The sequence below is a fragment of the Pedobacter jamesrossensis genome (assembly GCF_042650905.1).
In the GTDB taxonomy this organism is placed as follows: Bacteria; Bacteroidota; Bacteroidia; order Sphingobacteriales; family Sphingobacteriaceae; genus Pedobacter; species Pedobacter jamesrossensis.
Window position 1 is genome coordinate 215,023 of record NZ_JBHSBY010000030.1, and the last position, 13,588, is coordinate 228,610.

Consider the following 13,588-nt stretch of genomic DNA (forward strand, 5'->3'; position numbering starts at 1 on the left):
CAATTACTTTTTTGGCCTTATTTGCGCCTCCTTAGCTGCAAGTAAATAAATTAGCGATGCTGTTCCGTCCATCGTTGGTTCGTTGGTACTGTAATCACCATAATCATCATGATATACAGCTAAGTCACTTTGAAACTCAGCGTATTCATCATCGTTAGCTAAAGTAATTCCTATCAATCCTTTGTAAATATTTGTATAAACCGGGCCGTCAACCAAACCTCCATCAATAGGATAATTTTTTAAATGTGTAAAAGCAGAATGTGGGTCGGTGGGTGTGTCTTCCCATGTAGGCAAACCATAAACCATGCTTGTTCCCCAAGGGTTGCAACCAAAAATCCAATCGAAATTTGCTTGTTCCAATTCCGAAAAACGTTCATCGCCAGTTAAGTTTTTATACCAACCACATTGCATTGCAAAAGCCACTGTTAAGTTATTGCTACACCAAATAAATGGAACACCTCGATAGAAAGCATTTTCTTTAGCTCTGGTCCAAACCTGTTCAATTCCTTGTTTGTAATAACCTTCTATTTTGCGCTTGTTAGTTCCTTTTAATTGTTTAGCCAATTCGTAATGCCCTAGATTTATAAAGGGGTAATATTGATAGTGAGCTGCAGTATCTTTTAACATCCAGGGTGTGGTTTTTTCCATTTCCGCAAAGTTCAGGGCTGCGTTTATTGATTTCTGATTTAGTTTGTCTTTGGTAAAATTTCGGGCAGATTCTGCTAACTCCATATCATCAACCCAGTTATCTTCTGCGTATATATAAGGAGATTTTACAGATGCAGTTTGCGTTACACCAGGCTTAATTAGAGCAAACTGGTAAGATGTTTCGCCTTTTTGTGCTAATTGCTTTGCATAAGCCTTATCTGTTTTGCTAAACAGGAAAGCCCCCAGATTAAAAGCACTGCTGAATTTGGCGGCGGTAGAGCTTGTTCCTGTTGTTGCATTCATAAACTTCCCCCTTTGTTGAGGTTCGCCAGTTATAAAATATAGCGGACGCTCAAATCCCTTGCCGTATTGGTTATCCTCTTTTGGAATGCGCATAGAAATATGATCGCGGTCATCAGCGAGTTGATTAAACATAATATTCTTTTTGGGGTGCATTTTAATCAACCAATCTAAACCCCATTTTGCCTCATCTAAAACATCGGCTTTGCCATTTTTACCATCTAAACCATTAGCTTGCTTTTCATCGCCGAAAACCTGAGGGAAATCTCGGTATGCCATTAAAAGGTGGTAGGTGGCATTTGCCGATGTTGTTGAATATTGCAGATAATCGCTTGCATCGTGCCATCCTCCAGAAGCATCGAAGTGCGCACTATCTTTTATACCTGCTTTTTGTCCATTCAAAACAAATCCATCGTGGGTATGGCAACTGTCTTTTAAATAAGGATTGAAGCCGCTTCTTTGCTGGCGCATGTATCGAAGACAAAAATCTGCAGCGCCTTCGTAAACGTTATCATTAATGATAACTAATGGCGATAAGATTCCGTTCGCACGAATCATAAATTCTCCCTTTTGTTTAAATTCTGAAAAATTTAAGCGTGCCGTTTTATTAAAAGGGCCATATTCCCCAAAAGAACTGATATTTGTTGAGGTATATACCACTTTACCTGATAACTTTTCAATAATCTCGAATGAAGATGGCGATAAGTTTTCTTTACTGGCCCAAACCGCAACTTTTAATCCTGACGTTGGATAACCTAGTAAGTTTATCCTTATCCAGCTTTGCTGATTTTCTGTCTTGTAAGCCTTAAAAGATAGGAGAGTGATAAAAAATATTGAGCATAAAAGATATTTAATTTTCATTTTTGGGCAGTTAGATACAATAAAATTAAGCTTTTATCAAGAGAATGTAAAAGATGTGCAAAAACATTTGGAAGTTAATCAATCGTTTGATTAATTTTGTGCTACCAAAAAGAAATGAAAGTAGAAAAGATAGATAAAAGGCAAGCCATAATTGATGCCGCTGAAAAGCTGTTTTGCGAAACAGGTTATGAGGGTACATCAACTCGCCAGATTTCAAAAGAATCTGGAGCAAATATGGCCATGATTAATTATTATTTCGGTTCGAAGGAAGGCGTTTTTCTTGAAATTATGAATGCCCGTATTGCGGGATTTGGTTCTCAATTAAAAATCATTAACGAAGATAAAATTTCGGCAATTGAGAAATTGAATAGGGTGATAGATGGTTATGCGACACGAATTTTAGCTAATCCATCATTCCATAAAATGATGCACAGAGAACTGTCGTTAAGCCAGCGTCCTGAAATGTATAATAAAATTAAGGATGCCATGAGCCAAAACATGCAGTTATTAGAGAAAATTTTAACTGATGGACAGGAAGATGGAAGTTTTAGAGAGGCTGATAACAGAATGGTTATTGCAACAATAATGGGCACATTAACCAATATTGTAATCGCACCAACAAAAGTTATCCCAGATTCTGATTTTGATTTGAACAATCCGAAAGACAAAAAATTGATTAAAGATAGGGCTGTTGCTCATCTTCAAGATTTACTAACAGTTTATTTAACAACAAAAAAATGATACCCAAATCGATTAGATTAATGCTTGTGGCATCATTAGTTCCGGCGGCTTTATTTGCACAAAGCACAAAGGAATTAAATATCAACCAGGCAATTGAACTTGGCTTAGCCAATAGTAAAAACTTAAAATTATCTCAAAATAAAATAGACCAGGCTATAGCAAGGCTGGATATTGTAAAAGACAATGCTTTGCCTACGGCAAATGCAAGTTTTTTGTACAATCATGCAGAAATACCAACAAGTACATTTACATTGCCTGGAGGAGGTTCTTCTTTAGAATTGCCCAAAAGAGCCGATGCTTTTGTAGGAACAGCTGCTGTACAGGAATTAGTTTATGGAGGTGGTAAATTAAAATATGCAAAAGAATCTACTAAATTATTGGCAGATGTTGCTCGGTTAGATGCAGACAAAAGCAAAGAGGAGGTTACTTATGCGATAATTAATACTTACTATGCTTTATATAAGGTAGCACAAAGTAAAAAAGTAGTTGACCAAAATTTAGAATCAATTGCGGCTCAGATTAAGCAAGCACAACGTTTTTTTGAACAAGGCATTGTAACTAAAAATGATGTGCTACGTTTCCAGTTACAGCAAGCAAATGTTACGCTAACGCAATTAGATATCGAAAGCAACCGCAAAATAATCAACTATAATTTAGATATCCTTTTAGGTTTACCAGAGGATACTGAGGTTAAAATTACTGACCCAAATGTTGGTTTAAAATCGCCAAGTTCGTTAAACGAATATATTGGATTAGCAATGGCAAATCGCCAGGAACTAAAACAGCTTGATGTGCAAAATAAAGTTGCAGGTTTCAACATCAAAACCATTAAAGCAAATACTTTGCCTACAGTTGGTGTTGGCGCAAACCTATATTACATCAATCCAAGTGGTAATTTTATTCCACCAACGAACCAGTATTTAATGCCTGTTACTTTAGGCGCAACGGTTTCGTGGAACATCGCAAGTCTTTGGTCTAACAGAAATAAAGTGAGTGAGGCTAAAATTCAGCAGAGCGAAATTACCATTCAAAAAGATATTTTATCAGATAACGTGAAAACGGATATCAATAAAAACTTCCAGGGTTATCAGGTTGCCATGAATAAGATTCAGGTTTTGGAAACTTCAATTGCTCAGGCAACAGAAAACGATAAATTATTAGCGTCAAAATACAAAAACAATGTAGCATCTGTTACAGATAGAATCGACGCTGAAACCTTATTATATCAAGCAAAAATAAACTTAGAATTAGCTAAGGCAGATGCAGGTTTGGCTTACTACACATTATTAAAATCAACAGGAAAAATAACGCAATAAATACAACAATGACAACTGAAAATAAAAAGAAGAGTAAAGTAGTACCTATAATCTTAGGTGTTTTACTGGTAATAGGTATCGTTTTTGGTATCACAGAGTGGAATTATTTTAGCAAACACGTAGATACGGATGATGCGCAGATTGATGGAGATATCAGTCCTGTTGTTGCTCGCGTTGGGGGTTACGTAAAGGAGATTAATTTCGAAGAAAATACAAGGGTAACAGAAGGCCAGATTTTGGTTAAGCTTGATGATGCAGATTATAAAGTAAAATTAGAGCAAGCACAGTCAGGCCAGAAAGGTGCAAGTGCTGGTGTTGGTGTTGCAAACTCACAAATTGCGGCTACACAAGCCAATACAAGTACAGCTAAAGCAAATGTAGATGCTGCAAAATCAAATGTGCAGGCTGCAAATGTTAAAGTAAATTTAGCACAGAAAGATTATAACCGATACGAGAATCTGGTAAAAGATGGTTCGATAACACAACAAGCTTTCGACCAGGCAAAAGCGAATAAAGAATCGGCAGAGGCAGCACAGCAATCGGCTTTAGCAGCTTACCATGCAGCACAAGACCAATATAACGCTGCGGTTAAACAAGTGGGTACAACTCAATCGCAATTAGCAGTGAGCAGCAACGTGATTAGCCAGCGCCAAAGTGATATCGATTTTGCCCAACTACAATTATCATATACCGATATTAAAGCGCCAGCAACTGGTATAGTTTCTAAAAAGAATATTCAAAAAGGACAGTTGATTCAAGCTGGGCAAGCTTTGTTTTCTGTAGTTAATGATGGAAGTATTTATGTTACGGCTAACTTTAAAGAAACGCAGTTAGAAAAAATTAAAACAGGCTCTAAAGTAGAAATTGAAGTTGATGCTTATCCTGATGAAAAAATCCAAGGTGAAGTTTATAATTTCTCGCCAATTACGGGTGCAAAAGGTTCTTTATTGCCACCAGATAACGCTACAGGTAACTTCGTAAAAGTTGTTCAGCGTATTCCAGTTAAAATTAAAATTCATCCATCAAAGGAATTGTTAGCCAAATTACGTCCAGGTATGAGCGTTAAAGCATCAGTTTCTACTAATTAATAATATAATGGCCGAAGTAGGTTTAAAAAAGTGGATTATTACATTTACGGTAATCACAGCATCTCTTTTGGAGCTGATTGATACAACGATCGTAAACGTAGCGATTCCTCAAATACAGGGAAACCTGGGCGCAACCCTGGAGGATGTGGCTTGGTTATCTACTGGTTACGCTGTTGCGAATGTTATCATCTTGCCTATGTCGGGTTGGTTGGGTAGCCGTTTCGGGCGTAAAAATTATTTCTTAACCTCCATCATTGTCTTTACACTAGTTTCATTTTTATGCGGAAACGCAACATCTTTAAATGAGCTGATTTTATTCAGGATTATTCAGGGATTAGCAGGTGGTGGTTTAATATCCACAGCACAAGCTATTCTGATTGAAACCTGGCCTCGCGAAGACGTGGGTATTGCAACAGCCCTATTTGGTTTAGGTGCGGTTGTAGGCCCAACAGTTGGTCCAACCATTGGTGGATATATTTTAGAGATAGCAGATTGGCCTTGGATTTTCTATGTGAACATTCCCGTCGGGATACTCGCCGCATACTGTACCATAACCTTTATTCGAGAGACGCCCAAGGATGGGCAAGGGAAACCAGTCGATTGGTGGGGAATTGGTTTACTGGCTGTGGCGGTTGGAAGTTTGCAAACATTATTAGAAAAAGGCGAAAGCGAAGATTGGTTTTCTACACCATACATCATTGCTTTAGCAGTAGCATCTGTTTTTGGTTTGCTTTTATTCATCTGGCGAGAAACAGCTACAGAATATCCTATTGTTAATCTTCGGATTATGAAAAAAAGGAGTTTCTCCATCGGGATGTTTACTTCCTTTATTTTAGGATTTGGATTATATGGTTCGGTATTCGTGTTTCCGGTTTTTGCACAAAATCTCTTAGGTTTTACGCCTTTACAAACCGGAAAGCTTTTTATTGCGGGTGGTATTTGTACCATTTCAATGATGCCATTTATTGGTATAATGCTTAAAAAAGGAGTGCCAGCACAATTTATGGCTACTGGAGGTATGTTTTTATTTTTCGTTTTCTGTTGGATGTTGAGCAAATCAACACTGGCGTCGGGAACTGGAGATTTCTTCTGGCCGTTAGTAATTAGAGGATTTGGAATGGCTTTACTATTTGTTCCGCTAACTACTTTAGCTATGCAAGATTTAACAGGACCAGAAATTGGACAAGGCTCAGGTTTAAACAATATGAGTAGACAGTTAGGTGGTTCATTTGGTATCGCAGCCTTAACTACTTTAATTCACGTTCGTGCAGGTTTCCATAGAAGTAATTTGTTAACTAACATAAACGAATACAACCCTGCATTTACTCAAAAATTAAATGGCTTGATTCATACTTTTATGACAAAAGGTTCATCATTTGTGGATGCAAAATTAATGGCAATGAAAGCGATTGAAGGTACAGTAATTAAACAGACCATGCTGCTAACTTATAACGATGCTTATTGGGTTGCAGGATTAATTATGTTGTTTTCTATACCTTTGTTGTATCTGCAAAAGTTTAAGAAAAATGCAAACATTGTTACCGATGCTCATTAATATTAGCAAAGAAATGGTGTAAATAATGCCAAAAAATAAAAACAGCCGGTGTATTTTATTACATCGGCTGTTTTAACCCAAAAAATTAACAATCAATGCAATGCCCTTAAACATTGCATATGTTCTTACTTAACCACCAAGTAGCCAAATAAGATTCTAAAATTAAAATTTATTCTACAATTTTCCAAATTGTAAGCCTTAGAATTTTAATACCTTACGCATTTTTTGTAGTATTACCATATACAAAACTATTGCTTAAGCTATGCCTAAACTCCGTTTGACCACACAGCGTGAATCTATTTTTAATAACGAGGTTATCTCGAAATTTGAACTCTTTAACAGTCTTTTTTTAACACTGCCTTTTTATAAAATAAAAGATACCGGAACATTGTTGCCTTTATTCTTTAAAAGCTGCGAAGAGGGTATTGTAAACGGGCAAAAACCCGCCCAGGTAATTGAAGAGTTTTTCGGAAAATACACAAGCTATACCGATCGTAAGGATATAATCGATTTGCTTTTTCGGTTCATACAATATATTGAGCGCCAGGTTGTACTTTTCGATGCAGTTGAAGATGCATCTTTTACTAAGTTAAATACCACAGATGAGCAAAGCACACTTGCATTTATCTTAAAAAAGAATGCGGATAACAAACCAATGCTTTCAAAAATCGAGAAGTTGATTGATGAATTATCTCTACGTTTGGTTCTAACTGCTCACCCAACCCAGTTTTATCCGGGTAGTGTTTTAGCGATTATTACCGATTTAACACAGGCAATCCGCGATAACGACATTACAGCAATGAATTCGTTACTGCAACAATTAGGTAAAACGCCGTTTTTTAATAAGAAATCTCCAACTCCTGTTGATGAGGCTTTAAATTTAGCATGGTTTTTGGAAAATACATTTTACTTCGCTGCGGCAAATGTTCAGGAAGAAATCGACCAGAATCTGGATGAATATAATCTGGAAACCAAAAAGATTTTAGAACTAGGTTTCTGGCCAGGTGGCGATAGAGATGGAAATCCAAATATTCATGCAGATACTACTCTAGAGGTCTCTAAAATGTTGCGTCAAATCCTTTTCCGTTGTTATTATCGTGATTTTAGGGTAATTAAACGCCGCATAACTTTTAGAGGTGTGGAAGAAAACATCGCAATTTTACATGATGTTTTATATAAAAATGCTTTCGACCAAACGTGCGAATTGCACGATATTTCGGATGAGTTAAGAGAAAATCTAAATAAAATAAAAGAGACTTTATTAAAAGAGCACGATGGTTTGTTTGTTGATTTGGTTAACGATTTAATTCGTAAAGTTGATTTGTACGGAAACTATTTCGCATCGCTTGATATCCGTCAGGATAGTCGCGTATTGAGAAGTGTTCATGCCTATTGCCGTCAGAACAAACCGATTTCTTCGCTTTATCCCGCAGATTATGATAAACTTTCTGAGGCTGAAAAACTAAAATTAATTTCGTTTAAACAAGCAACTCCAGTTTATGTTACCGAGGGCGATGATTTAATTAAAGATACTATTGAGGTTATCAATGAAATTAGAGGTATTCAAAAGCGTAATGGCGAAAAAGCTTGCCACCGTTTCATTATCAGTAATTGCCAACAAGCCAGCGATATTCTTCAATTAATCGAACTTTTCCTTTGGAATGGCTGGAGTAAAGATAATTTAAAGGTTGATTTCGTGCCGCTTTTCGAAACGGTAAACGATTTAAAAGGTGCTGCGGATATTATGGAAACGTTGTACAGCAATCCTTTTTACAAAGCGCATTTGGCTAGCCGTGGCAATAAACAAGATATTATGCTTGGCTACTCAGATAGCACCAAAGACGGGGGTTATTTAATGGCCAATTGGTCAATTTTTAATGGAAAAACTACGCTTTCTGAAGTTTCTAAAAAACATAATATTCAATTAGCGTTTTTCGATGGTCGCGGCGGACCGCCATCTCGTGGCGGAGGTAAAACACATCGTTTCTACGCATCAATGGGTAAAGAAATTGCCAACAAAAACATACAATTAACTGTTCAGGGACAAACCATTAGTTCTCAATATGGTTCGGTAGAAAGCGCCGAATTTAATATCGAGCAATTAATTAATGCAGGTATTTCATCAGGTTTAAAAGAAAAACATAATGTGCTTTTAGACCCTGAAAATAAAACCTTGTTGGATGCAATGGCGGAAGATGGTTATAAAGCTTTCGTCGATTTACGAGAGCATCCATTATTTGTAAGTTATTTAGAGAAACTTTCTCCGCTGAAATTATTATCACAGGCAAATATCAGTAGTCGCCCGGTAAAAAGAAATGGCGGAGGTAAAATGAAACTCGAAGATTTACGAGCCATTAGTTTCGTAACCGCTTGGAGTATGCTTAAACAAAATGTTCCGGGTTTCTATGGCATGGGAACGGCAATGAAAAATCAAGAAAAGGCTGGGAATTGGGATAAAGTGGTTAAGGTTTATGAAGATTCTGATTATTTAAAAACCATCGTAGATAATTGTATGATGAGTATGAGCAAATCAGACTTTGTAATTACAGCTCATTTAGCTAACGATAAAGAATTTGGTGCTTTCTGGACTCAACTACGCGACGAATTCGAGTTAACAAAACAGATGCTCTTAAGACTATCAGGACAAGCAACTTTAATGGCGAACTATCCTGTAGATAAAAAATCAATCGCAACCCGTGAGAAAATCATTTTGCCTTTGGTGTTAATTCAGCATTTCGCTTTAGAAAAACTACAGCACGACCAAAACGAAAAAGACCAAACAGCTTTAGAGAAACTGGCAGTAAGAACAGTTTTTGGTATTGTAAATGCGGGTAGGAATTTGGCTTAATTTTAATCACAAACCTCATAGGTTTTTAAAACCTATGAGGTTCAAATTATAATTTAGGCCTAAAAAAGGTTATCATTTTAATGCCGTGAGCAATCCTATAGTAATCGCCTAAAAAATAACGCCTTAAGATTGCTTCGTACCAATGACGAAAATACACAAAAAAATCCCTTGCAGAAATATCTACAAGGGATTATGATTTTAATAAAGCCAGATTAAAGCTTCAAACAATTATCTATCAATCGAGCCCATTACTTTTTGGCCGAAAGCGTTAAGCGCATCCTTTTCAGCAGCGCCATCGCTTACCATTTGATGCACCTCAAGCGCACCACAAATATTGGTAATCATTTCGCCCGCAACATCAACTTCATGTTCGCTAACGCCTCTAAACTCGCAGAAAGCCTCTAAAACTTCTAAGGTTGTTTCTAACTGAGCAGGTGTCGTGTTTTGAAATAATTGTCTTATAACCGGAATCTTCATTACTTTATTTTGTTAAATAGTTCAATTAAACCTTCAGCTTTATTGGTTTGCACTTGGTCTACCAAAGCACCACCTTCAAAAGCCGCAAAAGTTGGTAAATTATCAACGTTTGCAAATTTGCGTGAGTTCGGAAGTTTCTCGGCATCAACAATTAAGAAGGCTACATCTTCATTTTCAGCAGCTAATTTTTTAAACTTTGGTTTCATGATTCTGCAGTTTCCGCACCAAGATGCTGCATACTGAACCATAACTTTAGAGTTATCGGCTAAATATTGTTGAAGATTATCTTCTGTTAATTCTAAAAACATAACGTTTTATTTAATTAGTTAGCGGCTAAATATTCAGCAACGCCAGTTCTGTTTGCATTCATAGCTTCTTTTCCTTCTTCCCAGTTTGCTGGACAAACTTCACCATGTTTTTGAACGTGAGCATAAGCATCAATTAAGCGCAAATATTCTTTAACGTTTCTACCTAGTGGCATATCGTTAACGCTTTCGTGGAAAACTTTACCAGTTTCGTCGATTAAATATGTTGCTCTGAAAGAAACATTTGAACCTGAAAAAGATTCATTTCCTTCTTCATCATAGTTAACTTCTTGGTCTAAAATATCTAAAATACCAGACAATTGTCTATGTGTATCTGCTAAAATCGGATAAGTAACACCCTCAATACCACCATTATCTTTTGGTGTATTTAACCACGCGAAGTGAACTTCGTTTGTATCGCAAGATGCACCAATAACGATTGTATTTCTTTTTTCAAATTCAGGTAAAGCCGCTTGGAAAGCATGTAACTCTGTTGGGCAAACAAAAGTAAAATCTTTTGGATACCAGAATAATAACACTTTTTTGTTTTTGCTTACAGCTTCTTCAAATACGTTGATTTTCAAGTCATCACCCATGTCTGACATTGCATCAATACTAACACTCGGGAATTTTTTACCTACTATTGCCATAATTTTTTATCTTTAATTTTGTACTGCAAAGGTAAGGCGAAAACCTGTGTAAACCAACCAAGATTTATTAATAGTTCATTGTATTTATTGATAGCGATATAGTCAAAAACTATATATGTGTATTTATGTATAATTTTTAGCTATTTATTTTTTTGAAAGGGGTGGAAGTAGTTTCTGGTAAGGTGCCTATTTGGCTAAAGCTAAGAATAATGACTTTTATTCCGTTGGTTGAAACCAACGGCAAAGATTGCAAAACCTTACAACGCGATGAGCTTTTAGTCTAAACGCTGTTCATTTCATTACCGTCGTGCTTCAGCCGACGGAAACAAAAATCCCTCTCAATTTTCATCAAGAGGGATTCAAAAAAAATTATTTCTTCAATGTATTTTCATACAATTTAAATATTCTTTTATACTCATCAGTCCAGCTGCTTGGTTCAATAAAGCCATGGTCTTCCACTGGATAAACAGCAAGCTCCCAATTATTTTTACCAAGCTCAATAAAGCGTTGAGAGATGCGAACAATATCCTGGAAATGAACATTTACATCAACCATCCCGTGTGCCATTAACAAGTTTCCTTTCAACTTATCGGCAAAGTAAATTGGCGAACTTCTTTTGTAAGCGATCGGGTCGTTAAAAGGCTCGTTTAAAATATTCGAGGTATATCCATGGTTGTAATGTGCCCAGTCGGTAACCGAACGCAAAGCAGCTCCACTAGCAAAAACATCTGACTCGTTAAACATGGCCATCAGGGTAATAAAACCGCCATAAGAACCACCGTACAAACCAACGTGCTTAGGATTTACACCGTATTTTTCCACTAAAAATTTCACGCCATCAACCTGGTCTGTTAAATCTTTTCCACCCATATGGCGGTAAATTCCTGTTCTGTGGTCGCGGCCGTAACCAGAACTTCCTGTATAATCAATATCTATAACAGTGTAACCATTATCTGCCAGTAAATTGTTAAACATAAACTCACGGAAGTAAGTGCTCCAGCCAAAGTGCACATTTTGCAAGTAACCAGCTCCATGAACAAAAACTACAGCAGGGTGATTTGCATTAGGATTTTCTGATTTATAAACTCTTGCATAAACATCAGCGCCATAACGATTTTTGAAGGTCACCATATCTGGTTCACGCCATTTGTAAGAATTAAATTCAGCAGACGTAGATTCAGTAACCTTTAGAGCTTTAGCACCAACTTTGTTTTGTTGGATATATAATTCGCCAGGTTTATTCATAAAAGAATAATTGATGGCAATGTACTTTTCATCGGGAGAAAGGGTTATATCGTTTAAACCTTTCATTGTTGTAATTTGTGAAAGTTCGCCACCATTCACATTAATTTTAAAGAAATTAGTAATGCCTGGATGTTCTTTGTTTGCCTTAATATAGAAAGTGCTTTTATCTTTTGAAAGTTGAGCCGATTGAACCTCCCATTTTCCAGAAGTCAATTGTTTTTTATCGCCAGTTGAAATATTCGCTACATATAAGTGCGAATATCCAGTTGCCTCACTTTGGTAATAAAAGCGATTATTATCTATCCAACCTGCACTTCCCTGAAAAAAACCACTAATCCCGGGGCCGCCAATCCAAGCCTCATCTTGTTGGCGGTCTACCAAGCTAAATTTACCAGTTGATGCATCCAATTTTAAAATCCAGCGGTCTTTATTATCCAAAGAAGTTGCAATAACAATCCCCGTGGTTCCATTTTCATTCCATGTTGGCCCGAAGAAATTAACAGGTCTATCAGTGTTTTTCTTTTTTAAAGTATCAAGCTCTTTTGGATATTCTTTGTAAAAATCCGGGATATCTTTTATACCTGGAATTGTTGCCGTTTGAATCATATAAACAGAATCTTTCTGTGTATCGAAGACAAAACCATGAGAAATATTTTCATTTTCTCCAACCTTTGTTCTTCCCGGAATATCTTCAGTATAGCCAGAAGAGGTTACATAATTTGGAACAACAGTGTTGTGGTTGTTTTGTGCGGGTGTGGTTAGTTTATACGTAACGTAATGGCCATCGGGACTAATTACAACACCATTCAAAAATTTATCATCCGTATATAATGGTTTAAGCGATTTTGTATCGGCAGACGGAGCACCAAAACGACCTCTTCCGCCACGATTGCCACCAAAACGTGCTTCTGCATTTCTTTTTTTATTGATGTCGAACAATTCTGTTTGTTGTGCTTTCAGCCAGCTATCTTGTTCAGTTCCTGATTTTGCAGGCGTTCTCCCCGCTGCTTTTCCCTTTACAAAATTGGTTATTTGTTTAGTTTCAGCTGTTTTTAAATCTAATTGAAAAATATTATCGCCCAATTGGTAAGCTATGTTTCCATTCGTTAAGAAAACAGGGGTGCTTTCTCGTTCCATAGTATTAGTTAAACGAACTTCTTTCTTCGTTTTAAAATTCTGAAGATAGATGTCACCACTTTTCTCTACCAAGCCAAGCGAATTATCTTTATTGTAAACGTAGTTTAAACTCAATAATTTTTCATCTTCTTTATCTATAGCTTTAATTGGCTTTGTAGATGATGGCGAGATTTTAAAAAGCTCTTCTTTAGCTTTTTTTTCAGGATTCCAATTAAAGTATAAGGTTTTGCTATCTGCAGTCCAGCGAAAATTTGTTGGTGAAATCCCAATCCATTTTGGGTCTCGCATAATTTTTTCTACCGTTAATGGAGCAATTTGCTGCGCAAATGTATATTCGCCCGTGCAAAGCAAAAGGAAAAATAAATATTTCTTCATGAATTTTTGTTTGGATGCTGCAATTTAGAGAATACTGTAACT

At 36.6% G+C, this 13,588-nt stretch carries 10 protein-coding genes; 5 read left to right on the forward strand and 5 right to left on the reverse strand.

Annotated elements, in window-relative coordinates; all coding sequences use genetic code 11:
* Positions 1-3 precede the first annotated feature (3 nt).
* On the reverse strand, positions 4-1,809 hold the full coding sequence (locus ACFOUY_RS05645) for a glycoside hydrolase family 9 protein (RefSeq protein WP_378959502.1): 1,806 nt from the start codon (positions 1,807-1,809) through the stop codon (positions 4-6).
* A 114-nt stretch (positions 1,810-1,923) separates the two neighbouring features.
* On the opposite strand from ACFOUY_RS05645, the gene ACFOUY_RS05650 reads away from it, so the two are divergent.
* The 5 genes from ACFOUY_RS05650 to ACFOUY_RS05670 all read left to right on the forward strand — a co-directional run bounded on the left by ACFOUY_RS05650 (position 1,924) and on the right by ACFOUY_RS05670 (position 9,357).
* Positions 1,924-2,550, forward strand: coding sequence for a TetR/AcrR family transcriptional regulator (locus ACFOUY_RS05650; RefSeq protein WP_378959503.1), 627 nt, complete (start codon positions 1,924-1,926; stop codon positions 2,548-2,550).
* A complete protein-coding gene (locus ACFOUY_RS05655; protein WP_378959504.1) occupies positions 2,547-3,866 on the forward strand; it encodes a TolC family protein in 1,320 nt (439 codons plus the stop codon). Before ACFOUY_RS05650 ends, ACFOUY_RS05655 begins: the two co-directional genes overlap by 4 nt.
* A gap of 8 nt (positions 3,867-3,874) precedes the next feature.
* On the forward strand, positions 3,875-4,954 hold the full coding sequence (locus ACFOUY_RS05660; protein WP_378959505.1) for an HlyD family secretion protein: 1,080 nt from the start codon (positions 3,875-3,877) through the stop codon (positions 4,952-4,954).
* Between the two features lie 7 nt (positions 4,955-4,961).
* On the forward strand, positions 4,962-6,509 hold the full coding sequence (locus tag ACFOUY_RS05665; protein ID WP_378959506.1) for a DHA2 family efflux MFS transporter permease subunit: 1,548 nt from the start codon (positions 4,962-4,964) through the stop codon (positions 6,507-6,509).
* A 262-nt stretch (positions 6,510-6,771) separates the two neighbouring features.
* Positions 6,772-9,357 carry a phosphoenolpyruvate carboxylase gene (locus tag ACFOUY_RS05670; RefSeq protein ID WP_378959507.1) on the forward strand — a complete coding sequence of 862 codons (2,586 nt, stop codon included), beginning with the start codon at positions 6,772-6,774 and terminating at the stop codon, positions 9,355-9,357.
* Positions 9,358-9,585: 228 nt separating this feature from the next.
* Here the strand turns inward: ACFOUY_RS05670 and ACFOUY_RS05675 are convergent, their stop codons facing one another.
* The 4 genes from ACFOUY_RS05675 to ACFOUY_RS05690 all read right to left on the reverse strand — a co-directional run bounded on the left by ACFOUY_RS05675 (position 9,586) and on the right by ACFOUY_RS05690 (position 13,546).
* Positions 9,586-9,834, reverse strand: a complete 249-nt coding sequence (locus ACFOUY_RS05675; protein ID WP_029281635.1) for a DUF6952 family protein — start codon at positions 9,832-9,834, stop codon at positions 9,586-9,588.
* Positions 9,834-10,142, reverse strand: coding sequence for a thioredoxin family protein (locus ACFOUY_RS05680; protein ID WP_123207128.1), 309 nt, complete (start codon positions 10,140-10,142; stop codon positions 9,834-9,836). Before ACFOUY_RS05680 ends, ACFOUY_RS05675 begins: the two co-directional genes overlap by 1 nt.
* Positions 10,143-10,156: 14 nt before the next feature.
* Positions 10,157-10,789, reverse strand: a complete 633-nt coding sequence (locus tag ACFOUY_RS05685; protein WP_378959508.1) for a peroxiredoxin — start codon at positions 10,787-10,789, stop codon at positions 10,157-10,159.
* A gap of 369 nt (positions 10,790-11,158) precedes the next feature.
* Positions 11,159-13,546 (reverse strand): S9 family peptidase, encoded by a 2,388-nt coding sequence (locus tag ACFOUY_RS05690; protein ID WP_378959509.1) that lies wholly within the window; start codon positions 13,544-13,546, stop codon positions 11,159-11,161.
* Positions 13,547-13,588: the final 42 nt, after the last annotated feature.